Source organism: Streptomyces sp. TOM-9 (genome assembly GCF_056858595.1).
In genome coordinates this window covers 2,117,223-2,140,118 of record NZ_JBXEQB010000001.1, presented here as the reverse complement: position 1 = coordinate 2,140,118, position 22,896 = coordinate 2,117,223, and the positions used below count along the sequence as shown (strand labels likewise).

The 22,896-nt window shown below is 74.1% G+C and carries 19 protein-coding genes and 1 pseudogene; 11 read left to right on the top strand and 9 right to left on the bottom strand.

Annotation, left to right across the window (positions count from 1 at the left end):
* Positions 1-85 precede the first annotated feature (85 nt).
* Entirely contained in the window at positions 86-784 is a 699-nt protein-coding gene (locus tag AC1VWI_RS10040; protein ID WP_499510614.1) for an alpha/beta fold hydrolase, read from the top strand.
* On the opposite strand, the gene AC1VWI_RS10035 is transcribed toward AC1VWI_RS10040, so the two are convergent.
* From AC1VWI_RS10035 to AC1VWI_RS10010, 6 genes are all read right to left on the bottom strand, one after another.
* Positions 753-1,175: a rhodanese-like domain-containing protein gene (locus AC1VWI_RS10035; RefSeq protein WP_499510613.1), complete on the bottom strand. Its 423-nt coding sequence runs from the start codon at positions 1,173-1,175 to the stop codon at positions 753-755. The genes AC1VWI_RS10040 and AC1VWI_RS10035 overlap by 32 nt on opposite strands.
* Positions 1,172-1,759, bottom strand: a complete 588-nt coding sequence (locus AC1VWI_RS10030) for a cysteine dioxygenase (RefSeq protein ID WP_499510612.1) — start codon at positions 1,757-1,759, stop codon at positions 1,172-1,174. The genes AC1VWI_RS10035 and AC1VWI_RS10030 overlap by 4 nt, the downstream gene beginning before the upstream one ends.
* A 215-nt stretch (positions 1,760-1,974) precedes the next feature.
* Entirely contained in the window at positions 1,975-2,523 is a 549-nt protein-coding gene (gene cpt, locus AC1VWI_RS10025) for a chloramphenicol phosphotransferase CPT (protein ID WP_499510611.1), read from the bottom strand.
* 37 nt (positions 2,524-2,560) lie between these two features.
* Positions 2,561-3,226, bottom strand: a complete 666-nt coding sequence (locus tag AC1VWI_RS10020; protein WP_499510610.1) for a phosphotransferase — start codon at positions 3,224-3,226, stop codon at positions 2,561-2,563.
* Entirely contained in the window at positions 3,217-3,738 is a 522-nt protein-coding gene (locus tag AC1VWI_RS10015; protein ID WP_499510609.1) for an isochorismatase family protein, read from the bottom strand. The genes AC1VWI_RS10020 and AC1VWI_RS10015 overlap by 10 nt, the downstream gene beginning before the upstream one ends.
* Positions 3,739-3,808: 70 nt before the next feature.
* Positions 3,809-5,452 carry an acyl-CoA synthetase gene (locus tag AC1VWI_RS10010; RefSeq protein WP_499510608.1) on the bottom strand — a complete coding sequence of 548 codons (1,644 nt, stop codon included), beginning with the start codon at positions 5,450-5,452 and terminating at the stop codon, positions 3,809-3,811.
* A gap of 187 nt (positions 5,453-5,639) precedes the next feature.
* Here AC1VWI_RS10010 and AC1VWI_RS10005 point away from each other — a divergent pair, with 187 nt between their 5' ends.
* The 7 genes and pseudogenes from AC1VWI_RS10005 to AC1VWI_RS09975 all read left to right on the top strand — a co-directional run bounded on the left by AC1VWI_RS10005 (position 5,640) and on the right by AC1VWI_RS09975 (position 13,826).
* Positions 5,640-6,443 (top strand): crotonase/enoyl-CoA hydratase family protein, encoded by an 804-nt coding sequence (locus tag AC1VWI_RS10005; protein ID WP_499510607.1) that lies wholly within the window; start codon positions 5,640-5,642, stop codon positions 6,441-6,443.
* Positions 6,444-6,463: 20 nt separating this feature from the next.
* Complete coding sequence (locus AC1VWI_RS10000; RefSeq protein WP_499510606.1) at positions 6,464-7,417, top strand: OB-fold nucleic acid binding domain-containing protein; 954 nt, start codon at positions 6,464-6,466, stop codon at positions 7,415-7,417.
* Positions 7,414-8,487, top strand: a complete 1,074-nt coding sequence (locus AC1VWI_RS09995) for a thiolase family protein (protein ID WP_499510605.1) — start codon at positions 7,414-7,416, stop codon at positions 8,485-8,487. The genes AC1VWI_RS10000 and AC1VWI_RS09995 overlap by 4 nt, the downstream gene beginning before the upstream one ends.
* Positions 8,484-9,662: a thiolase family protein gene (locus AC1VWI_RS09990; RefSeq protein WP_499510604.1), complete on the top strand. Its 1,179-nt coding sequence runs from the start codon at positions 8,484-8,486 to the stop codon at positions 9,660-9,662. Before AC1VWI_RS09995 ends, AC1VWI_RS09990 begins: the two co-directional genes overlap by 4 nt.
* 108 nt (positions 9,663-9,770) lie before the next feature.
* Complete coding sequence (locus AC1VWI_RS09985) at positions 9,771-10,010, top strand: DUF397 domain-containing protein (RefSeq protein WP_018561140.1); 240 nt, start codon at positions 9,771-9,773, stop codon at positions 10,008-10,010.
* 384 nt (positions 10,011-10,394) lie between these two features.
* A pseudogene (locus AC1VWI_RS09980) lies at positions 10,395-13,276 on the top strand (ATP-binding protein).
* Between the two features lie 49 nt (positions 13,277-13,325).
* The gene (locus AC1VWI_RS09975) at positions 13,326-13,826 is read left to right on the top strand and encodes a hypothetical protein (protein WP_361791587.1); all 501 of its coding nucleotides are present in this window, start codon (positions 13,326-13,328) and stop codon (positions 13,824-13,826) included.
* On the opposite strand, the gene AC1VWI_RS09970 is transcribed toward AC1VWI_RS09975, so the two are convergent.
* Both AC1VWI_RS09970 and AC1VWI_RS09965 read right to left on the bottom strand, forming a co-directional pair.
* Entirely contained in the window at positions 13,789-15,798 is a 2,010-nt protein-coding gene (locus AC1VWI_RS09970; RefSeq protein WP_499510603.1) for an N-acetylmuramoyl-L-alanine amidase, read from the bottom strand. The two genes, AC1VWI_RS09975 and AC1VWI_RS09970, sit on opposite strands and share 38 nt — an antisense overlap.
* Before the next feature lie 319 nt (positions 15,799-16,117).
* The gene (locus AC1VWI_RS09965) at positions 16,118-17,212 is read right to left on the bottom strand and encodes an aminoglycoside phosphotransferase family protein (RefSeq protein WP_499510602.1); all 1,095 of its coding nucleotides are present in this window, start codon (positions 17,210-17,212) and stop codon (positions 16,118-16,120) included.
* Positions 17,213-17,607: 395 nt separating this feature from the next.
* Here AC1VWI_RS09965 and AC1VWI_RS09960 point away from each other — a divergent pair, with 395 nt between their 5' ends.
* Complete coding sequence (locus tag AC1VWI_RS09960) at positions 17,608-19,083, top strand: DNA-binding protein NsdB (protein ID WP_499510601.1); 1,476 nt, start codon at positions 17,608-17,610, stop codon at positions 19,081-19,083.
* A 161-nt stretch (positions 19,084-19,244) separates the two neighbouring features.
* Here the strand turns inward: AC1VWI_RS09960 and AC1VWI_RS09955 are convergent, their stop codons facing one another.
* Positions 19,245-20,732 (bottom strand): PP2C family protein-serine/threonine phosphatase, encoded by a 1,488-nt coding sequence (locus tag AC1VWI_RS09955; RefSeq protein ID WP_499510600.1) that lies wholly within the window; start codon positions 20,730-20,732, stop codon positions 19,245-19,247.
* A 347-nt stretch (positions 20,733-21,079) separates the two neighbouring features.
* Between AC1VWI_RS09955 and AC1VWI_RS09950 the strand changes: the two genes are divergently transcribed.
* A complete protein-coding gene (locus AC1VWI_RS09950) occupies positions 21,080-22,504 on the top strand; it encodes a HEAT repeat domain-containing protein (RefSeq protein ID WP_499510599.1) in 1,425 nt (474 codons plus the stop codon).
* Between the two features lie 142 nt (positions 22,505-22,646).
* Positions 22,647-22,808, top strand: a complete 162-nt coding sequence (locus tag AC1VWI_RS09945) for a hypothetical protein (protein WP_499510598.1) — start codon at positions 22,647-22,649, stop codon at positions 22,806-22,808.
* The last annotated feature ends 88 nt before the right edge of the window (positions 22,809-22,896 follow it).

The window sequence follows — 22,896 nt, the reverse complement described above, 5'->3', positions numbered from 1 at the left end:
CGTTCGGGGCCGTTCGCTGCGGGCGGACCGGAACGGGTGACGCCCGGACGGGTGAGGTCTCCCGGCGGCGGGTAGCGTCGCCCGGGTGAGCGATCTCCACACCGTGCAGGTGAACGGCATCCGGATGGCCTACCGCGCCTGGGGCGAGGCGGACGCGCCGCCGCTCGTCCTGCTCCACGGACGCGGCTCGGACGGCGCCGACTGGCAGCCGGTCGCGCCCGCGCTGGCCTCGGCCCACCGGGTGTACGCGCCCGACCTGCGCGGCCACGGCGCCAGCGACTGGCCGGGCGACTACGCCTTCGAGGCCATGCGCGACGACGTCGTGGCCTTCCTGGACACCCTCGGCCCGGAGCGGGTGGTGCTGGCCGGGCACTCGATGGGCGCGGTCGTCGCCTACCTGGTGGCGGCGAAGTCGTCGCCCCGGCTGACGGCCCTCGTCCTGGAGGAGCCCGTGCCGCCGGACCCGGAGGTGCCGCCGCGGGCCGTGCCGTCCGGCCCCGAGGGGGACGAGACGTGCGACTGGCGGGTCATCGCGGCCGTCAACCGCTGGCGCAACGCCCCCGACCCGGGCTGGTGGGACCTGCTGGCGACGATCGACTGCCCCACCCTGGTCCTCGCCGGCGGGGCGGCCAGCCACGTCCCCCAGGACGGCATCGCTGCCGTCGCGGCCCGGGTGCCGGGGGCGCGGCTGGTGACGGTGGAGGCGGGGCACCTGGTCCACCAGGAGCGCCCGGCGGACTTCCTCGCCGAGGTCAGGGGGTTTCTTCCGGCGCCCCGCCCTTGACCGGCAGCCCGGCCCGCAGCCACGCCTGGAAACCGCCCTCCAGGTCGGTGGCCCGGGTCAGGCCGACGTCCTGCAGCGAGGCCGCCGCCAGGCTGGAGGTGTAGCCCTCGGAGCAGGCCACGATCCAGCGCACGTCGTGGCCGGTGGCCTCGGGGACGCGGGCGTCGCTCAGCGGGTCAAGCCGCCATTCGAGGACGTTGCGCTCGATCACCAATGCGTCCGGGAACTCGCCCTCCAGGGCCCGCTGCGCGGCCGGGCGGATGTCGACCAGCAGTGCCTGGCCCGCGGCGATCTCGGCCGCCGCGTCGTCGGGCCCGACCCGGTCCAGCCGGGCCCGGGCGCGGTCGAGCATCCGGTCGATGCCGGACCTGACGGTGGCGGACGGGTTCATCGGACGGCCTCCGGAGCGGTCGTGGACGCGGACGCGGTCACGGCCAGGGTGCGTGACAGGGGGACGGCGCGGGGCACCGCGGAGGGCTCCGGCTCGTCCGTCAGCACGGTACGCGTGCGCCGCAGCGAGCGCGCGGCGTCGACCGCGTAGTACGACATCGCCGTCAGGGGCGGCGAGTAGGCGTGCACGCTCACCGCGGGCGCGGCGGAGACGTTGACGACGTCGTGGACGTGCCCGAGCGGGAAGGCCGCGCCGCCGCCCGCGGCGAGTTCGCGGGTCGCGATGCTGCCGTGGCCCCGCTCGTCGTGGAGCCAGCGGTGCTCGGTGAGCGTGCCGCCGACGACGGTCAGGGCACCGAGGGAGCCCGCGTGGTCGTGCAGTTCGGTGGAGGTGTCGCACGGCCAGGTGATCAGCCAGACGTCCACGTAGGGGTCCTGGTGCAGCCGGGTGTACCAGCGGCGGTCGGGCAGGTGGACGGGCAGGTGCACACCGGCCTCGACGGCGGCGGCGTAGCCGCGGACGAGCGCGCGCAGTTGGGGGAGGACGAGCGGGGTGGGACCGCTCGCCCGGTGGTGCAGGGCCATGGGAAGGGCTCCAGAGCGGGAACACGACGTGCCCCGCCTGGGCGGGGGCAGGTCATGGGGTGGTCGGGGCTACGGAGGTCAGCCCCGGCGACAGCTCTGGTCGAAGTGGTGCGCACGGCGTCCCGGCCACAGGGGGCCCAGGTTCCAGATGTTCGTGCGCATGGACCCATGCAAGCACACGGACCAGCGGTCTGTCCCCTCCGGAGTCGGGTACGTCACACAGGTGACACATGGGCCGCGACGGCCCGCGCGCACTCCATGGACTCCATGCGTGTCGTGTCCACTTCGATGTCGTAGACGACTCCCCGGTGGACCGCCTCCGCCTGCGCCGCCGCCATGCCCGGCACCCGGTCGCCCCGGGCGATCTCCCGGCCCGCCGCCACCTCGGGGGCGCAGCGGACGCCGACCCACAGCACTTCCAGGCCGTCCAGGGCCCGCCGCCAGCGGTCCTGCGAGACGGGGCCGCCGAGGAACACCTCGTCGACGACGATCCGGGCACCGGCCCGCGCCATGGCCGCGACGCCGGCCGTCCAGGCCTCGTCCAGGGCCCGGAAGACGTCGCCGACCGACACGCTCCCGTCGGCACCGAAGCCGATGCCCGCGCCGGCCCCGGAGCCCCGCAGCCCGGCGGGCAGGCCGTCGACGAGCGTGTCGGTGCCGAAGGTCAGCCACGGGTCCGGCAGGAGCACCGCCTGCAGGCAGCGCGCGATGCCCGTCTTGCCGGAGCTGGAGCCGCCGTTGAGCACGATCACCTGGTGGGCCATCGGCCCAGGCTAGGGGCGGTGCCGGAGGGTCCGCGAGTCAATTGCCGTGTGGCGCGCGGCGGGCGAAGCGCCGGAGTCGGTGTTCCTCGGCGGGCAGCAGATTGGGGTTGGCGAGGCGCGCGGCGATCGCCTCGGCCATTCTCGGCGCCGGGTCGGCGGGGGCGGCGTGGAGGAACCCGGCGACGAAGACGCGCAGGCCGACGTTCCGGACGGGGCCCAGGCCGACGCCGCGCAGGATGGCGACGGTCAGCGCGGTGTCGGCGGCGGGGTCGCCCGCCGCGGCGTTGCTCCAGTCGATCAGCACCGGTCCCTCCGGGGTGAGGATGACGTTCTCCGGGTGCAGGTCCAGGTGGAGGACGCGGTCCCGGGCGGGATCCCCGGTGGTGAAGCGGCGGTCGAGCCAGCCGGGCGCCGGGACGGCGTGGAGGGACGCCTGCAGCCCGGCCAGCAACCGTCCGTGGGCGTACGCCCGCCAGGGCCTGCGGGCCAGGTCCTGCGCCATGGTGGGCCCCGTCAGGCGGTCCATGACGAGGTCGGTGCCGTCCGCGTCGTGCACCCGGGGCACCGCGAACCCCTCGCCGGCGAGGTGGGCCATGAGGCGGGCCTCCTCGTGGGCCGAACCGCCGTGCCGGTAGCGGCGCAGGACCCGCGTGCCGTCCAGGGCGTAGACGTCGGCGTCGCGGCCCGCGCCGATCAGCTCCACAGGGCCTTCGCCAGCTCCGCGGCCGGGGCCACGGTCCCGAAGCGCGGGAGGGCGAGCGTCACGGCGGCCTCGTGCTCCGCCGCGCTCAGTGCGGTCATCGCGTCCTCGGCGAAGTGGAGTGCGTACCCGTGGTCGGCGGCCGCGCGGGCCGTGGACTCGACGCCCATGTTCGTCGCGATGCCGGCGATCACGAGGGTGCCGACGCCGCGCTCCCGCAACTCCCCGTCCAGGCCGGTGCCGTGGAAGGCGCCCACGGTCCGCTTGACGACCACCAGGTCGCCCTCCCGCTCCAGCCCTTCGACGAGCTCGCTCCCCGGCGGCTGCTCGTCGACCCCGGGGCGCTCCACGCGCACCAGCACGACCGGCGCCCCCGCCTCCCGGAAGGCCGTCGCGAGTCCCAGCGACGCCAGCACGACCTCCTCGCCGGACCGCGGAGCCAACGGCAGCTCCACGATGCGTTCCATCAGGTCGATCACGACAAGTGCGGTGCGTTGGGGCTCGAGACGCGTCATGGGCACACCTTAAGTACCCCCGCCGCGCGTGCGCAGGGGCTCGCGGCCATCTGGTGCCCCCGCGCCCGGCTCACCTCGGTGTTCGGCCGCCGGCCGCTCCCTGGGCGGCCGTCTCGCGGGCCCAGCGGTAGTCGGCCTTGCCGCTGGGGGAGCGCTGGATGAGGGGGGTGATGACGAGGCTGCGCGGCACCTTGTAGCCGGCGAGACGGGCCCGGCAGTGCGTCTGGATCTGCGCCAGGGAGGGCGCCGGGGCGCCTTCGCGCAGCTGGACGACGGCCGAGACGTGGTGGCCCCACTTCGGGTCGGGGACGCCGGCGACCAGGGCGTCGTACACGTCGGGGTGGGCCTTCAGCGCCTCCTCGACCTCCTCCGGGTAGACCTTCTCGCCGCCGGTGTTGATGCACTGCGAGCCGCGTCCGAGCACGGTGACGATGCCCTCGTCGTCGACGGTGGCCATGTCGCCGAGCAGCACCCAGCGCTCGCCGTCGCGCTCGAAGAAGGTCTGGGCGGTCTTGCCGGGGTCGTTGTAGTAGCCGAGCGGCACGTGGCCGCGCAGCGCGATGCGCCCCGGTTCACCGGGGGCCACGGGCCCCAGGGAGGCGGGGTCGACGACGGCGATGTGCGCGCTGACGCGCAGCCGGAAGCCCCTGCGCGGACCGGAGTCGTCCGTGGCGGTGCCGTTGAAGCCGGACTCGGACGAGCCGAAGTTGTTGAGGATCATGCAGTTCGGGGCGAGCGCCTGGAACTGCGCGCGCACGGTCTCGGAGAGGATCGCGCCGGAGCTGGAAAGGCTGAACAGCGAGGAGACGTCGGTGTCCTTGAGCGGTCCGGCCAGGGCGTCGGCGAGGGGGCGCAGCATGGCGTCGCCGACCAGCGAGACGCTGGTGACCTTCTCGCGCTCGATCGTGCGCAGCACCTCCACGGGCGCGTACTTGCTGTGGACGACGACCTTCTGGCCGTAGTGGAAGCCGATGAAGGCGGTCAGCGTGGAGGTGCCGTGCATCAGCGGCGCGGTGGGGAAGAAGACCAGGCCCTCGCCGCCGGCCGCGACCCGTTCGGCGAGTTCCTCGGGGCGGGAGACGGGGACGCCGGTGGGGGCGCCGCCGCCCATGCCGGAGAAGAAGAGGTCCTCGTGGCGCCACATGACGCCCTTGGGCATGCCGGTCGTGCCGCCGGTGTAGATGATGAAGCGGTCGTCGGCGGAGCGGGCGGGGAAGTCGCGGGCGGGCGATCCGGAGGCCTCGGCGTCGGCGAAGCCGACCGCTGCGACGGCGGGTCCGGGCGCGTCCGGTGGTGCGTCGCCGACCCGTACCAGGTGGCGCAGCCGTTCGGTACGGGGCAGGGCCGCCGCGACGCGCCCGGTGAACCCGGCGTCGAAGACGAGCGCCGTGAGGTCGGCGTCGCGGTAGAGGTAGACGAGCTCGTCCGCCACGTAGCGGTAGTTGACGTTGACCGGGACGGCGCGGATCTTCATGCAGGCCAGCGCCGTCTGCAGGTACTCGACGCCGTTGAGGAGGTGCAGGCCCACGTGTTCGCCGGGGGCGACGCCGTGGTCCGCCAGGTGGTGCGCCAGGCGGTTGGCCGCCGCGTCGAGTTGCGCGTACGTGAGCCGGCGCTCGGCCCCCGTGCCGGGGTGGTCGAGATGCACCAGCGCCTCGCGGCCGGGCACGGTGTCGGCGACCGACTCGAAGAGGTCGGCAAGGTTGTACTCCACGGCTCCTCCTCACCGGGGCCGGGGGACCGGGCGCGTCCGGCTCCCAGCCGGTCATCAGAGCACCCCGCAGGGGGGCTGTGAAGGGGTCCCGCGGCAAGAATCTGACTGACAGTCAGAAAAGTATTGAACTCGACCTGCGCCTACTGCAACCTGTTCTAGGTCCGGTACGCGACGCGGGAGGACGGCGATGGGCGGCACCGAACACCTCACGGTGGAGCGCGTCGGCGCGACACTCGTACTCACCCTCAACCGGCCGGAGGCGCGCAACGCGCTCTCCCTGCCGATGCTCGTGGGCCTCCACGACGGCTGGCTGGAGGCCGACCAGGACGACGCGATCCGCTCGGTGGTCCTCACCGGCGCCGGCGGAGCCTTCTGCTCCGGCATGGACCTCAAGGCGCTCGCCGCGAACGGCGGCATGGCGGGGCAGCAGTACCGCGAGCGGCTCACCGCCGACCCCGACCTGCACTGGAAGGCGATGTTGCGCCACCACCGCCCCCGAAAGCCCGTGATCGCCGCCGTCGAGGGCCCCTGCGTGGCCGGCGGCACCGAGATCCTCCAGGGCACCGACATCCGCGTCGCGGGCGAGAGCGCGGTCTTCGGCCTGTTCGAGGTGCGCCGCGGCCTCTTCCCCATCGGCGGCTCCACCGTCCGCCTCGCCCGCCAGATACCGCGTACGCACGCCCTGGAGATGCTGCTCACCGGCCGTCCCTACACCGCCGCCGAGGCCGAGCGGATCGGGCTGATCGGCCACGTGGTCCCCGACGGCACCGCGCTGGACAGGGCGCTGGAGATCGCCGCACTGGTCAACGCCAACGGTCCGCTGGCCGTCGAGGCCGTCAAGGCCTCGGTCTACGAGACCGCGGAGATGACCGAGGCCGAGGGACTGAGGTCCGAACTGGAGCGCGGCGGGCCCGTCTTCGCCACCGCCGACGCCAAGGAGGGCGCCAGGGCCTTCGGCGAGAAGCGCCCGCCCGTCTACCGCCGCGCCTGACACGGGAGGTCATCACCGCCATGCCCGAACCGCTCACCGCGCCCCTCGTCGTCGAGTTCCCCTTCACCCGCTCCCTCGGCCCGGTGCAGAGCGCCTTCCTCACCGGGTTGCGCGAGCGGACCGTCCTCGGCGTGCGCACCGGGGACGGGCGGGTGCTCGTGCCGCCCGTCGAGTACGACCCGGTCACCGCCGAGGAACTGCGCGAGCTCGTCGAGGTCGGCACCACCGGCACCGTCACGACCTGGGCCTGGAACCCGTCGCCGCGGTCGCAGCAGCCGCTGGCCACGCCCTTCGCCTGGGTCCTGGTCCGCCTCGACGGCGCCGACACCGCGCTGCTGCACGTCCTGGACGCACCCGGCCCGGAGGCGGTGCGCACCGGCATGCGCGTCCGCGTCCGCTGGGCCGGACGGCGCACCGGCGCCGTCACCGACATCGCGTGCTTCGAACCCGCCGCGGACGACGACACCGCAGGGGCGACCGTGGCGACCGCGCACACCGGCGCGTTCGCCGAACCCGTCACCGGCATCACCGTGCCCGCCCGGCTGGAGTACACCTACGCCCCGGGCCGGGCCCAGAGCCGCTACCTCGCCGCCCTCGCCGGGCACCGCACCGTCGGCGAGCGGTGCCCCTCCTGCCGCAAGGTCTACGTCCCGCCCCGGGGCGCGTGCCCCACCTGCGGCGTCGCCACCGACGAACAGGTCGAGGTCGGCCCGCGCGGCACGGTCACCACCTTCTGCATCGTCAACATCAAGGCCAAGGGCGTCGACATCGAGGTCCCCTACGTCTACGCCCACATCGCCCTCGACGGCGCCGGCCTCGCCCTGCACGGACGCATCGGCGGCATCCCGTACGACCAGGTGCGCATGGGCCTTCGCGTGGAACCCGTCTGGACCGGCGACGGCAGCTACCCCGACCACTACCGGCCCACCGGCGAGCCCGACGCCGACTACGACACCTACAAGGAGCTGCTGTGACCACGGCGACCACTGGGCAGGCGCGCCGGGACGTGGCCATCGTGGCCTTCGCCCAGACCCGGCACGTGCGCGACAGCGCGACCCTCTCCGAGGTCGAGATGCTGATGCCGGTGCTGCACGAGGTGCTGGGCCAGGTCGGCCTCACCGCGGGGGAGATCGGCTTCACCTGCTCGGGCTCCTGCGACTACCTGGCGGGGCGGGCCTTCTCCTTCACCATGGCGCTCGACGGGGTCGGGGCGTGGCCGCCGATCTCCGAGTCGCACGTGGAGACCGACGGGGCCTGGGCGCTGTACGAGGCCTGGGTCAAGCTCCTCACCGGCGAGGCCGACACCGCCCTGGTCTACTCCTACGGCAAGTCCTCGCCGGGGCGGCTGCGGGACGTGCTGACCCGCCAGCTCGACCCCTACTACCTGGCACCGCTGTGGCCCGACTCCGTCGCGCTGGCCGCGCTCCAGGCCCAGGCCCTGATCGACGCGGGCGACACGGACGAAAGCGCGCTCGCCGCCGTCGCCCGCCGCAGCCGGACCGCCGCCGGGAGCAATCCGTACGCCCAGGAGTCCGGCGACCGGCCGCAGGGCGGGTACGTGGTGCGGCCGCTGCGCCGCGGCGACTGCCCGCCGGTCGGCGACGGCGCGGCCGCTGTCGTGCTGGCCGCCGGGGACACCGCCCGGCGGCTGTGCGAACGCCCCGCCTGGATCCGCGGCATGGACCACCGCATCGAGGCGCACGCGCTCGGCGTCCGCGACCTCACCGACTCACCCTCCGCCCGGCTGGCCGCGCAGCGCGCCGGGGCCTTCGACGCACCCGTCGACACCGCGGAGCTGCACGCCCCCTTCACCTCCCAGGAGGTCGTGCTCCGCAAGGCACTCGCCCTGGGGGACGAGGTCGCCGTCAACCCCTCGGGCGGCCCGCTCGCCGCGAACCCCGTGATGGCCGCCGGCCTGATCCGGCTCGGCGAGGCCGCCGCCCGCATCCACCGCGGCGAGTCCCGCCGCGCGCTCGCCCACGCCACGTCCGGGCCCTGCCTGCAGCAGAACCTGGTCGCCGTCCTGGAAGGAGAGGACCGATGAGCGCGGTGACCGGCAAGGAGCCCGTCGCGGTCGTCGGCGTCGGCCAGACCCACCACACCTCGGCGCGGCACGACGTGTCCATCGCGGGACTCGTCCGCGAGGCGGCGCAGCGTGCCCTGGTGGACGCCTCGATGACCTGGGCGGACGTCGACGCGGTCGTCATCGGCAAGGCCCCGGACTTCTTCGAGGGCGTGATGATGCCCGAGCTGTACCTCGCCGACGCCCTCGGCGCGGTCGGCAAGCCCATGATGCGGGTGCACACCGCGGGCTCCGTGGGCGGCTCCACCGCGCTCGTCGCGACCAGCCTGGTCGCCGCGCGGGTGCACCGCACCGTCCTGACGCTCGCCTTCGAGAAGCAGTCCGAGTCCAACGCGATGTGGGGGCTGTCGCTGCCCGTCCCCTTCCAGCAGCCCCTGCTGGCCGGGGCGGGCGGGTTCTTCGCGCCGCACGTGCGCGCCTACATGCGGCGCACCGGCGCGCCCGACACCGTCGGCGTCCTCGTCGCGTACAAGGACCGGCGCAACGCGCTGAGGAACCCGTACGCCCATCTGCACGAGAAGGACATCACCCTGGAGAAGGTGCGTTCCTCGCCCATGCTCTGGGACCCGATCCGCTACTCCGAGACGTGCCCGTCCTCCGACGGCGCCTGCGCGATGGTGCTCACCGACGGCGCCGGCGGGCGCCGCGCCCCCGGACCGGTGGCCTGGGTGCACGGCGGGGCGATGCGCAGCGAGCCCACGATGTTCGCGGGCAAGGACTTCGTCAGCCCCCGGGCCGGACGCGACTGCGCGGCCGACGTCTACCGGCAGGCGGGCATCACCGATCCGCGGCGGCAGATCGACGCCGTGGAGATGTACGTGCCCTTCTCCTGGTACGAGCCGATGTGGCTGGAGAACCTCGGCTTCGCCCAGGAGGGCGAGGGCTGGAAGCTCACCGAGTCGGGGGTGACGGAGCTCGACGGCGACCTGCCCGTCAACCCTTCGGGTGGTGTGCTGTCCACCAACCCGATCGGCGCCTCGGGGATGATCCGCTTCGCCGAGGCCGCCCTCCAGGTGCGCGGCACGGCGGGCGGCCACCAGGTGGACGGCGCACGCCTGGCGCTGGGTCACGCGTACGGCGGGGGTTCGCAGTTCTTCGCCATGTGGGTGGTCGGATCCGGGCACCCCGGAGAGTGAAGCGGGCATGAACCGGTACCGGGTCCGGGCAGGTTCTTCCATGACCTGTCCGGGCCCCGGCACGGTCGCTAGGCTGGCCCGGACGACGGAGTCGGGAGGAGAGCGGACGTGGCCGAGAGCACGATCGGATCGCCGTTGGCCAACGGGAAGAAGCCGCAGCTTGATCTGGCCAATGCAACATGGCAGTCGAGCAGCCAGGGCACAGGAGACGTCCAGATCGCCTTCGTCGAAGGCTACATCGCCATGAGGGACGGCCGGAGCCCCGAGGGGCCCTCGCTGATCTTCACCCCGGCGGAATGGCGGGCCTTCGTCCTCGGGGCCCGCGACGGCGAGTTCGACCTCACCTGACGGAAGCCCACAGGCGCGCGCCGGGCAGCCCGCCCCGTCCACGGCGACGGGCTGCCGGCGCACCCGGCCGGGCGCGCCCCGGAGGCCTCGTGCCCCCGGTTCCCGCGCCCGCGGTACGTCCCCGGGGAATGCACCTGACAGGCCGTCGTACCGCTACCGGTCCGGCATGTGCCGGGGGCATCACGGTGACGCGTTCCCGCACGTGGGCGCACCTGATCGAGCACGGTCGATCACTCCGCGGACGATTGTGAACAGCCGTCACCACTTCGCATTTATGTACTCACGCAGGGTCCCTGGTGGCGTACGCTGAGGTGCCACCGGACAGGCGTCCGAGCATCACCGGCGCGCCCCGGCGCGCGCCGGATCAGGGGCAGGGGGTGCACTATGGCGCGGCGCACACCGAAGTCCCGGCGACCGCTCCTCGAACGCGAGGCCGAGCTCGTGGCCGTCGACGAGGCGCTGGCCGAACTCACAGGCATACGGGCCGAGGGGGACCACCCCCGCGCCGGCACACGGCGCGGCGGCGTGCTCGCCTTCGCGGCCCCCGCGGGCCTCGGCAAGACGACCCTGCTTGCGGAGACCCGGCGCCGGGCCTCCGCCCTCGGCTGCACCGTCCTGTACGCCCGCGGCGGCGACCAGGAACAGGGCGTCGCCTTCCACGTCGCACGCCAGCTGCTGCAGCCCCAGCTCGCCGGAGCCGGTGACGGGGTGCTCCGCACCACCCTCGGCAGCTGGTACGGCATCGTCGGCCCCGCCCTGGGGCTGTGCACCGACGGCGAGGGCGCGCCCCCGGACCCGCAGGGCCTCGCGGACGGACTCGACTGGGTGCTCACCCACATCGCCGTCCGGCGTGGCCCCGTGGTCCTCGTGCTCGACGACGCCCACTGGGCCGACCCCGAGTCCCTGGGCTGGCTGGCCGCCTTCGCACCGCGCGCCGAGGAACTCCCCATGCTCGTCGTCGTGGCCTACCGCCCCGACGAACTCCCCGCCCACGCCGAGGCGTTCCGCGGCCTCCCCGACCGCTCCGGCACCCGCCCGCTCGGCCTGGAACCGCTCAGCGCCGCCGCCATCGGCCGGCTCATCCGCGACGCCGTGGGCGACCACGCCGACGACGCGTTCTGCCGCGAGGCCTGGGCCGTCACCGCCGGCAACCCCTTCGAGGCCGTGGAGCTCACCGCCAAGGTCCTCGACCGGGCGCTGCGCCCCGACGAGTCCAGCGCGCACCTCCTGCGCGACCTCGCCGCCGCCGCCAAGGGCAGCGGACTCATCGCCCGCCTGGAACGCCTGGGCACCTCCACCGTCCGCATGGCGTGGGCCGCGGCCGTCCTCGGCACGTCCATCTCGCCGGCGATCGCCGCGAGCGTGGCGGGCCTGGGCGGCGAGGAGGCCGCCGACGCCGCGGACCGGCTCCGCAAGGCCCGCATCCTCACCGGCAGCGACGTCCTGGAGTTCGTCCACCCCCTCATCGCCACCGCCGTGTACCGGGCCATCCCCGACGCCGTCCGCGTCGCCCTGCACGGCCAGGCCGCCTGGTCCGTCGTGGACGCCGGGCTCGGCCCCTCCGCCGCCGCCCGCCACCTGCTGGAGACCCACCCCGAGGGCGACCCCTGGGTCGTCGGCCAGCTGCGCCAGGCCGCCCGGGACACCGCCCGGGCCGGCGCCCCCGACGCGGCCCGCCGCTACCTGGCGCGGGCCCTGCGCGAGCCGCCCCCGTTCGAGGACCGGGCGGCCGTGCTGTTCGAGCTCGGCTGCTCCTCCCTGCTCACCGAGCCGGCGACCACCGTCAACCACCTGCGCGCCGCGCTCGAGGAGCCCGTCGTCGACCCGGCGCTGCGCGCGCGATCACCTACCGGCTCTCCCAGGCGCTGGCCCACTCCGACCGGCTCGGCGAGGCCGCGGACACCGTCGGACAGGCCGCACGGACCGCCACCAACGCGCGGGCCCGGCTGCGGATGCAGGAAGAGCAGTTCATGTGGGACGCCTTCCGCTCCGACGAACCCGACTCCCCGGCCCGTTCCCGCCGGCTGGCCCGCCTGGCCGACCGGCTGACCGGACGCGACCTGACCGAGCGCTACATCATCGGCCTGCGCGCCTGGGACGCCACCCTGCGCGGCGAGCCCGCCGAGACCGCGCTGCGGCACTCCGACCGTGCCCTGGACGGCGGACTGCCCTGGGCCAGCGAGGACTTCGGCTTCGAGGTCCCGGTCCTCGTCGCGATGACGTACATGTACGCCGACCGGCCCGGCCGCGCCGAGGAGCTCTTCGCCGCCGGCATCGGCGACTACGAGCGCCAGGGATGGCGCGGCGCCCACCTCGCCTTCGGCTACTCCCTGCTCGGGTACGTGCGTTACCGCCGCGGGCGCCTCGCCGAGGCCGAGGACTTCGCCCGCGACGGCCTGCGGCTCGCCGACCGCGTCGGCCGCGGCACCCCCGTCGTCTGGTACACCGTGGCGATCCTCGTCGAGATCCTGCTCGCCCGGGGCCGGCTCCGCGAGGCCGCGGCCCTCGCCGAGGAGTACGACTTCTGCGAGCCCTTCCCTGCGGCCGTCACCTTCCCCGACGCCCAGACCGTCTACGGCGAACTGCTGCTCGCCCGCGGCATGGTCAACGAGGCCATCGCCCAGCTCGAGGCGTGCGGCCGCCGGCTCGACCCCCGGGGCATGCGCAATCCCGCCTGGTCCCCCTGGAAGCTCCACCTCGCGCTCGCCGAGGCCCGGGACACCCCGGAGCGGGCCCGTGCCACCGCCGCCGACGCCGTCGAGCGCGCCCGCCAGTACGGCACCGCGTCCTCGATCGGCCAGGCGCTGCGGGTCTGCGCCGAGGTGGCCGCGGAATCCGACCGGCTCAAGCTGCTGCAGGAGGCGGTCACGCACCTGGAGCGCTCACCGGCCGGCTACGAGCTGGCCCGGACCCTGGTCGACCACGGTGCCGCGCTGCGCCGCGAGGCCCGGCTCCACGAGGCGGCCGAGCAGCTCTACCGGGGCCTGGAGACCGCCGTCCACTGCGGTGCCGACCAACTGGCCGAGCGCGCCCGCGACGAACTCGCCGCCGCCGGACTGCGCCCGCGCAGGCTCCGTACGACGGAGACCGACGCCCTCACCGCACAGGAACGGGCGGCCGCCTCGCGGGCCGCCCGGGGTGAGGACGACGAGCAGATCGCCGCAGGTCTGGACACCGACGTGGAGGGCGTCACCCGTCTGCTCTCCGCCGTCTACCGCAAGATCGGCACCGACCGGGCGGGCCTGTCCCGGGCGCTCGCCCCGTAGCGACGCGACCCCGGGCACACGGGCGGCCCGGGGACCGTACGATGGGCGCATGTCGTTCCTCCGCCGCCGCAGCGCCGCAACGCCCACAGGGCCGGAATTCGACGTCCTGGCCATGGACCCGGGCGACTGGCCGGGCGAACTCGGCGCCGGGCTGCTGCCCGGGGAGGACGGCAGTTGCCAGGGCATCTTCCTGCGCTACGACCTCTTCGGCGGGCGCGGTCCCGCCATGCTGATCGGCAACCTCCCCGAGGGCTCGCCCGCCCGCGACCTCGAAGAGGGCCAGATCCCCTTCGAGGTCGCCCAGCTGCTGCTGGCCCTCGGCAACGACGAGCCGGTCGAGGTCGTCGGCACCGAGGACACCCCGGTCATGCACGGTGACAACCTGCTGATCGTGCGCAAGGTGAAGCTCTCCGAGGGGCGCATCGCCTGCACGCAGTTCGACCGCAGCGACGGCGTCCTGGTCACCATCGCGACCTGGGACCGCCCGATCACCGACGACCTCTACCAGTTGCTCAAGCCCCTCCCCGCGGAGATGTTCCAGCAGGGCTGAGCGGGACCCAGGAGGGCCGCAGGGTGACGTCCTCGGCCTTGACCCAGGCCACCCGGTGGCCGAACTGGATCTCGTAGTAGAGCTGCTCCCCCCGCACCACCACGTGCTGGGAGGCGTCGAAGGTGACCGCCCGGTAGTACTCGCCGTGCGTCGCCCGGCCCACCGCGTAGCTCTGGCCCGCGAGCAGCTTGTACGGCAGCGGGGAGTCCGGCTGCACCGGGACGCCCGCGGGGTAGGCGGACGCCTCCGGGTAGGCGCGCCCGTACACCGGGACCTCGTCGCGGCCCTCCTTGGGCGTGACCAGCCGGCCCGTGGCCGGCAGGGCGGTCCGGTGCCCCCTGGGGTCGTGGAACCAGGCCTTCTGGCCGAGGTACCAGATCGCCGTCCAGTCCCCGCGCCGTCCGGCCACCGCGAACTGCTGGCCGGTCGAGGCACGGGCGCCGGTGTCGTTCACCCCGGTCGTGGAGGGGGCCTCCCCGTGCAGACCGGCGTCCTTGACGAGCGGGGCGTCCTCGCGTGGCTCGGTGTACAGCCGGACGGCCGTGGAACCGCGGGACGGGCAGGTGTCACCGGCGCTCGCGCACCCCGTGTAGACGGGCCGGTTGGAGCCGTAGTCCGGGTCGATCGTCACCAGGGCGCTGCCCGGCCCGGCGGTCTGCCGGAAGGGCGCTCCCAGGAGCTGGAAGTAGTGCGCCCAGTCCCAGTACGGGCCGGGGTCGGTGTGCATCCCCGGGATGTTCGCGGGGGTCGGTCCCGGGACGTTGTCGTGGCCCAGGATGTGCTGCCGGTCCAGCGGGATGCCGTAACGCCCGGCCAGGTAGCGGACCAGCCGGGCCGACGCCCGGTACATGGCCTCGGTGTACCAGGCGCCGGGATCGGTGAGGAAGCCCTCGTGCTCGATGCCGACGGACTTGGCGTTGACGTACCAGTTGCCGGCGTGCCAGCCGACGTCCTTGGTCCGCACGTGCTGGTCGACGTGGCCGTCCGCGGAGCGGATCGAGTAGTGCCACGCCAGGTAGTCCGGCTTCTGCACCAGCTGGAGGGTGGTGTCCCAGGTGGCCTCGGTGTCGTGGACGACGATGTAGTCGATCTTCTGGTCGTGCGGGCGGTCCGCGAGGTCGTGGTTGCCGTAGTCGCCCGTGCCGTACTCCTCGTACGGGGCCGGGAGCCATTCGCACGCGACCGTGCGCGGGCACTCCGTCCCGTCCGCGGCGACCGTGCGCAGACCCAGGGAGCGGAGCTGGGCGGTCTGCGGCGCGAGCCCGGGGTGCGCGGCGAGGGTGAGGCTCTCCCCGTCGTCCGTGGTGCGCGTGACTCCCTCGCGGATGACCTGGAAGACGTCGTCGGCGAAGACCGACGCCGTGGCGGTGTCGTCGGCGCCCGAGTACCGCGCCACCGCGCCGTACCAGCGGGCCGGGTCCGAACTCAGTGGTGCGCCCAGCGACTTCTGGGCCCGGGCCAGCAGCGCCGCGCCGCCCTCGACGTTGGCCGCCGGGTCCTCGCGCAGCTCCTCGGCGCTCAGCCCGGTCAGCCCGGCGGCGCGGTCCAGCGTGGTGAGCGCCGAGGGCAGCGCGCGGGTGTCCGTGGCGGGCAGCCCCACGTCGGCGAGGGGACGGCCCACGTCGCCGCGCGGGTCGTCACCGCCATCGCCCCTTCGGGGGAAGCCGGTGAGCGCCGTCCGGGCGTCCGTGAGGTGCATGGGGCCGTATCCGGCGGTGACGCTGGGCAGTCCGCGGTGGGTGTCCCAGCGCGACTCCAGGTAGGCCACGCCCATCAGCACGCTCTCCGGGACGTGATGACGTTCCGCGGCGTCCCGGAAGGCCTGCCGGAGCGGTGCGTCCCGCTCCTGCGGGGTCACGCCGGCGGCGGGCAGCGGCGACAGGGCGGAGAGCAGGGCGCCGACGGCCACGGTGACCGTTGCGGCGGTGACGACCTTGCGCGGGCGTCTCGCGTTGTGGGGGGTTCCTCGCACTGCAGCCTCCTGTGGTGACGCACGGGGCCGTTCGGCACCACAGAGGTATCCATTGGTCGACGATCCGTCAACTAGGCACTGTGAAAGCGGTTTACGCATGTCAGCGCCCGTGCCGGGAGCTTTCCCCGCACGGGCGCCATGGCCTGCGGTGCGTCAGTGGACTGGACCACCGGCGGTGCCGTCCCGGCCCTGAGGCCGCCCGGACGGCACCGCGACGGCACCGGAGGACCCTCCCCTGGTCCCCGGGTCCGCGACCGCGGTGCTCCGCCGTCCACCACGGACCGGTTCCTCCTCTTCCGTCCGGAAACCGGCCGGAAGGTCACCTCGTGCCGACGGCGGCCCTGACGGCCCGCCGGGCGAGGCCCGCGTCGTCGTGCAGACGGCGCAGCAGCAGGCGCTGCTCCTCGCCGGCCTCGGCGGCGCCCGGACCCACCGGGACGGTGCTGCGCATCGTGCGCTGGACGGCCGTCTCGTAGGTGCGGATCTCGCGGGTGACCACCAGCATCAGGTTGACCAGGAAGGCGTCACGCGCGATCGGTCCCGCGGCCTGCGCCATCTGGCTGATCTGCCGCCGGGCGACCGGGTCGTCGCCCAGGATCATCCAGAGCACCGCCAGGTCGTAGCCGGGCAGGTACCAGCCGGCGTGCTCCCAGTCGACCAGCACCGGGCCGGCCGGGGAGAGCAGGATGTTGGAGAGCAGGGCGTCGCCGTGGTTGAACTGGCCCTGAGCGTGCGCCAGTCCGTGCAGCAGTTTCTGCAGGTCGCCCATGTCCCGGTCGGTGAGCAGTCCCAGCTCGTGGTAACGGGACAGCCGCGCCGCGTAGTCGACGGGGGCGTCGAAGATCCCGGCCGGCGGACGCCACATGTTGACCCGGGAGATCGCGCTGAGCGCCATCCGCACGTCGGCCCGCGGCGGGGCCTCCGAGGGGTGCCGCTGCAGGGCCGCGACCCGTCCGGGCATGCGCTCCAGCACGAGCGTGCAGCTCTCGGGGTCGGCGGCGATCAGCCGCGGCGCCCTGACCGGAGGCCGGTGCCGTACGAAGGCCCGGTACGCGCCGATCTCGTGCCGGTACCGCTCCACCCAGGCGGGGGAGTGGTCCAGCAGGCACTTCGCGACCGCGGGGGCACGGCCGGAGGTGCCGACCAGCAGCACCGAGCGGCCGCTGCGCCGCAGCATCTGGACGGGCGTGAACTCGGGACAGATGCGCTGCACCGAGGCGATGGCCGAGCGCAACTGCGCGCCTTGGGGACCGGTCAAGTCGAGCCTCCCGCCGAGCGGGTGGGAGGTCCCCGGCGCGCCCCTGCGCGGAGCGGGCAGCACCGGACGAGGACGTATGGCGGTCCCTGTCCCGGTGAACCCCGGGAGCTGGGTCGGCCGGGGCGGTGCGGACACGGAGGACGATGCTGAATACATATGGGGAGACAGATCCCTTCGTGTGCCAACGAGCTCTTGACGAGGTGGCGGGGCCGGCGCGTGGACGGATCCGGAGCCGGAGTCGGCGTCCGGTCCCGCACCCTGGGGAATGCGGGTCCGGGCCGGCGGTCCGAACTGTCCACGCGCCGTACGCCCCTCGCGTACCAGTACGCACATGCCTCTCGAGTTGTTCAACGCTGATCGGCGTTTTTCGAAAGTTGTTCATATGCGACCGTTCGCGAGCCGGCGGTTGCCGGGCCGGGTGGCGCGTTCCTACCTGACCACCGCATGCGGGTGGCAGACCATCTGGCGCACCCTGGCGAACCATGGCGAATGCTCGCGGCGGCGCTGACCGGCCGTTAGTGTCAACAGTGCCGAGGAACCTGGGGGCTTGGATGGACAAGGAAGCCAACACACGGCTAGCGGACCTGTTCGCACTCACCGGATGGTCCAAGGGAGAACTCGCGAGACTCGTCAACCGGCAGGCGGCGGCCATGGGCCACCCGCAGCTGGCGACGGACACCTCGCGCGTGCGCCGCTGGATCGAGACCGGGGAATCCCCCCGCGAACCCGTCCCCACCGTGCTGGCCGCCCTGTTCACCGAGCGTCTCGGCCGTGTCGTAACCATCGAGGATCTCGGGTTCGGCCGGCATCGGCGTACGGGAAGGAAGCAGTCCGTCAGCGCCGACGGACTGCCCTGGCCACCGGAGCGAACAGCCGCGGTCCTCACCGAATTCACGGGAATGGACCTCATGCTCAACCGACGCGGTCTGGTGGGCGCGGGAGCCGCGCTTGCCGCGGGTTCCGCACTCAGCAGCGCCATGTACGACTGGCTGCGCACCGATCCGGCGCTCGCGGCCGACGCCCCCACCACCAACGACCCCTTCGACGCCGACGCCGTCTCCTACGACCGCTACGAGGCGGCCCCGGTCGGCTCCCATGAGATCGAGGCGCTGGAGCGCTCGGTCGAGGTGTTCCGCGCCTGGGACGCCTCCCGCGGCGGCGGACTGCAGCGCAAGGCGGTCGTCGGACAGCTCAACGAGGTGGGCGGCATGCTCGCCTACCACCACCCCGACCACCTCAAGCGCAGGCTCTGGGGCGTGGCCGCCAACCTCGCCGTCCTGGCGGGCTGGATGTCCCACGACGTGGGCCTGGAGCCCACCGCCCAGAAGTACTTCGTCATCGCGGCGCACGCCGCGCGTGAGGGCGGGGACCGGCCCAGGGCCGGAGAGGCGCTCTCCCGCGCCGCCCGGCAGATGGTCCACCTGGGACGGCCGGACGACGCGCTGGACCTGATGAAGCTGGCGCAGTCCGGCTCCGGGCAGGAGACCCTGCCGCGCACCCGCGCCATGCTCTGCACCATCGAGGCCTGGGCACAGGCCTCCATGGGCCACGGCCAGGCGATGCGCCGCACCCTGGGCAAGGCCGAGGACCTCTTCGCCACCGACCGCGGCGACGTCCCGCCGCCGAGCTGGATGCAGATGTTCGACGAGGCCGATCTGCACGGCATGCAGGCGCTGGCGTACCGCACCCTCGCCGAGTACGAGCCGCTGGCGGCGCGGACGGCGCAGCAGCACGCCAAGCACGCGCTGGAGCTGCGCGGCAAGGGCCGCGACCGGTCCAACATCTTCGACTACATCTCGCTGGCCTCGGCCTGCTTCATCGCCGACGACCCCGAGCAGGCGGACCGCTACGCACGACTGGCGCTGCTGACCATAAGGCAGAACTCGTCGCTGCGGACCTGGGACCGGCTGCGGGAGATGTACCGGCTGACGGCCCGCTACTCCGACTTCACCAGGATCCAGGACCTGCGTGAGGAGATCGAGATCGCGCTGCCGAGCGGCCCCAAGCGCAGGGGCCCCGCGATCTGAGCGGAGACCCACGCGGAGGACGTGGACATCGATGGGCGGGACCAGCCGACTCGACGCCGAATGAGCCGGCTCTCCCGGATGTCGTCCTCATGTCGGCACGTCGACATGGGAACACGTCGAATGTGGACCGGCGGGCCCGCGGACCGGTGCGCCCGTGGACCTCAGTGGAACTTGGCGATGAGCACGCAGGCGTCGTCCTCGCGCTCGGGGGCGCCGAGTTCCTCCACCACGATGCGCACGCACTCCTGCGGGGTACGGGCCTGGGCGAACCTCGGGCCGAGTTCCAGCAGGCGTCGCACGGCGGCGGCCGAGTCCGAGGCCGCCAGGGAACCGGAGCGGCGCGGCAGCAGGCCGTCGGTGTGCAGCACCAGCAGGTCGCCGGGGAGCAACCGCTCGGTGGCCTGGCCGTACTGGGCGCCCGAGGTGGCGCCCAGCAGCACGCCCTCGGGTGCGTCGAGCGGTCGCCCCGTCCCGTCGCGGAACAGCAGCGGGGCGGGGTGTCCGGCCTGCGCCCACACCAAAGAGCGGTCCTCGGGGCGGTAGCGGCAGCACAGGGCGCTGCCCAGGGCGGGCTGCGCGGAGCTGTCCAGCAACTGGTTGAGCCCGCCCAGCAGCGGGGCCGGGTCCAGCCCCGTCATCGCCATGCCGCGCAGCGCGCCGAGCAGCATGGCCATGCCGGAGGTGGCGGAGACCCCGTGCCCGGTGAGGTCGCCCACGGTGAGCAGCGCGGAGCCGTCGGGCAGGTGCAGCGCGTCGTACCAGTCGCCGCCGACGAGCGCGCCGGAGGAGGACGGGAGGTAGTGGGCGGCGAGGTCGACCGTGGTGGGGCCGCCGTCCTGCGGGAACCGCAGGGAGCCGCGCCACGGCGGCAGTACGGCCTCCTGCAGCTCGACCGCCAGCCGGCGCTCGGTCTGCGCGATCTGCCGCTCGCGCTGCAACGAGTCACGGGTCTCGCGCAGCGTCCGCTGGCTGCGGCGCAGTTCGCTGACGTCGCGGAGCACCGCCCACATGGAGGCGGTGGCGCCGGCGGCGTCGAGCACCGGCTCGCCCACCATGTGCACCGTACGCACGGCACCGTCCGGGCGGACGATGCGGAACTCGCAGTCGATCGGCCGGGCGTCCACCAGGCAGCCGGTCACGGCCGCGGTCAGGGTCTGCTGGTCCTCGGCGAACAGCCAGGAGGGCAGCTCGTCCAGGGTCAGCGGCCCGTCCTCGCGGGTGCGCCCGAAGATGCGGTAGAGCTCCTCCGACCACTGGACACCGTCCGTGACCAGGTCCCACTCCGCGCTGCCGGCCCGCCCCAGGGCCTGCACGGCGCCGGCGACCGGCGCGGGGACGGGGAGCTCCCGGGCGGACCGGCCCGCGTAGGCGGCGCCGCCGGGCTCGGTGCCCGTCTCCCGGTCGCCGAGGGCGGGGATGCCGTCCCGCAGTTGCCCGAGGTGCGCACCCAGGTCGTCGAGCTGGTGGACGGCGAGGTCGCACAGCGCGCGCTGCCAGCGCAGCTGCGGGTCCTCCTCGTCCTCGGCGGCGGCGTCACGGCGAACGGCGTCGACCTTGCCGCGCAGCTGGCGGGTCTGGGAGATGAGCGCGTCCACGGTGCCGGGCTCAGGCTTCGCGGTGGCGCGGTCCTCATGCAAATGGGGCGGCATGACGCTCTCCGAACATGTCTCCGAACCGGGCGCCGGCCTCAACGGGGCCGTACGGATGGGCCAGTCACGACTCTTGCACAAGGAGTGATGGCCCGTAAGGGTTTCTGCAATACCCGATCCGGTGGTGCTACCGGCATATGTCAGGAGCCTGGAGTGCCGCCACGCTCGGGGAACTCGGCGGAATGCCTCGGTCCGGGTAAGCTGCGGGACTCCGGCCACGAGCGTGCCCGCGAGCCGCCCGGGTGCCGCGCAAAGGGTTTGAACCCGGGACGATCTGCGAAGATACCTCGCAGCCGGTAACGGGAAATCCCGTTGCCAACCAACTCCCCGCACCGGATGCTGACCTCATGTTCGACCCCGACATAGCGCCCAGCGGTACCCTTCTCGGCCTCCTCCAGAGAGGACGCGGAGACGGGACCCTGCACGCCCTCGCAGCGCAGCGAGCCGACGCGCTCGCCGCGCTGGAGCAGTGCGTCCTGCGCGACCCCCGTCACGACTGGCGCGTGGAGTCCCGCTCCCTCTATTACGCGCGCCTCTACTCGGAGCTCGAGGGCTCGCTCGACGGGATCGAACAGCACCTCTTCCACCCCGACGACGTCATCAGTCCCGACGAGCACCGCTGCGGCCTGGCGCTGTCCGTCCTCGGTCACCTCGCCGGTTACGGCCGCCGGGACGCCGCCCTGCTGCTGCGCCGCTACGCCGCCACCGGCGGCAACTGGGAGTGGGCCCTGGACGAGCTCGCCGTACGTGACGAGGACGACGCGCTGCGTGCACTCGGCCCGGCCGTGCTCGCCCGCTTCCCGCTCACCACGGAGGGTGACGCCCAGCTCGCCGCCGCGCTCCGCGAGGCGTACGAGCCACGGCCCTGGCGGTTGTGGGCCGAGGATCCGGACCCCGCCGTCTCCGAACGGGTGCGCAAGGCATCGGAACAGACCGCCTTCGACCGCTGGCAGCGCCAGATGCGGCCCGCCGGGCCGACCCCGGGCTGGAGCGTGGGCGCCGTCCTCGAATGGGCCCAGGAAGGCCTGGCCGCCCACCCACCGCAGCACCGCGACGCCCCCGCCGCCCGCTGCCTCGCCGCCGTCGCCGGCCCCGAGGACCGCGAGGAGCTCGTCCGGGCGGCCCGCAGCGGTCCCGAGGCGGCCCGCGCGGCCGCACTCCGCCACCTCTCCGACCGCCAGGACCGCGAGGCCCTCGACCTCATCGAGGCCGCCGCCCTCAGCGAGTCCGAGCTCGTCGCCCGCGCCGCCGTCGAGTCCTTCGAGCGGATGCGCAGCATCGCCGCCCTCACCCGGGCCCGCGCCTGGTCACGCCGTGAGGACGTGCTCGGCGCGACCGCCGCCCGCATGCTCGCCTGCCGCGGCGGCGAACAGGACGCCGACCGCGTCCTCGGCGCCCTGCGCCGACTCGTCCAGCGCGAGGGCGCCGACGCCGAGGGCCTCGCCGTACTCGTGGAAGGGGCCGGCCGGCTCTCCATCGAGTGCGCCGCCCCCGTCCTGCGCCACGTCTACCGCGAGACGAGCTCCTCACAGCTGCGCGGCGTCGCCGCCCACGCCCTCGCCCGCACCGACCCCTGCTTCGGCGCCGGCCTCGCCGTCGAGTGCCTGTGGGACTGCGAGGAGACCACCCGCGAACTCGCCGCCCGCACGGCCACGACCTCGGACGTCCGGGTCCTGGCCCGCCTGCGCAGCCTCGCCGCCGATCCCGCGGAGGAGGCCGAGGTCCAGACCGCGGTCCGCGGCCGCCTCAGCTCCGGCGACCCCGCGCGGTAGGCCCCGGCCCCCCGGTCGCGGGTGGGGCCGGACCGGATGGACGGCTGTGACCTGCCGCTGCTGGGTCCGGCCTTCGCCCGCGGCATCCCGCCGCGGGAAGTCCTGGAGCGGATGTCGGAGTTGCGTCGAGGACGAGCGGCTGGTGATTCCCGGCGGTTCACCCCCGGAGCACGGCCCGCTGGGTCCGCGCGGCCTGTGCCACCGCCTCGCCGAAGGACCCGGCGTCGGCCTCCCGCACGCCGACCCGACCGCCGGCCCCGTGCCCGTCGCCGAACTCCTGCCCGGACCGGCGAGCGGCGCCTGACGCCGCCCGGCGCGGCGTCCGGGGGGCACCGAGGGGCGCCGGCGCGGCCGGAAGGCCCGATCCGGACCCAACGCTCACGGCACGTTCC

Coding starts and splice junctions, on each gene's coding strand:
- AC1VWI_RS10000 (WP_499510606.1), top strand. CDS start 6,464: ATGCCCGAACCGCTCACCGCGCCCCTCGTCGTCGAGTTCCCCTTCACC.
- AC1VWI_RS10030 (WP_499510612.1), bottom strand. CDS start 1,759: ATGGCCCTGCACCACCGGGCGAGCGGTCCCACCCCGCTCGTCCTCCCC.
- AC1VWI_RS10005 (WP_499510607.1), top strand. CDS start 5,640: ATGGGCGGCACCGAACACCTCACGGTGGAGCGCGTCGGCGCGACACTC.
- AC1VWI_RS09975 (WP_361791587.1), top strand. CDS start 13,326: ATGTCGTTCCTCCGCCGCCGCAGCGCCGCAACGCCCACAGGGCCGGAA.
- AC1VWI_RS09965 (WP_499510602.1), bottom strand. CDS start 17,212: ATGTATTCAGCATCGTCCTCCGTGTCCGCACCGCCCCGGCCGACCCAG.
- cpt (WP_499510611.1), bottom strand. CDS start 2,523: ATGGCCCACCAGGTGATCGTGCTCAACGGCGGCTCCAGCTCCGGCAAG.
- AC1VWI_RS09955 (WP_499510600.1), bottom strand. CDS start 20,732: ATGCCGCCCCATTTGCATGAGGACCGCGCCACCGCGAAGCCTGAGCCC.
- AC1VWI_RS09960 (WP_499510601.1), top strand. CDS start 17,608: ATGGACAAGGAAGCCAACACACGGCTAGCGGACCTGTTCGCACTCACC.
- AC1VWI_RS09950 (WP_499510599.1), top strand. CDS start 21,080: ATGTTCGACCCCGACATAGCGCCCAGCGGTACCCTTCTCGGCCTCCTC.
- AC1VWI_RS09990 (WP_499510604.1), top strand. CDS start 8,484: ATGAGCGCGGTGACCGGCAAGGAGCCCGTCGCGGTCGTCGGCGTCGGC.
- AC1VWI_RS10035 (WP_499510613.1), bottom strand. CDS start 1,175: ATGAACCCGTCCGCCACCGTCAGGTCCGGCATCGACCGGATGCTCGAC.
- AC1VWI_RS10015 (WP_499510609.1), bottom strand. CDS start 3,738: ATGACGCGTCTCGAGCCCCAACGCACCGCACTTGTCGTGATCGACCTG.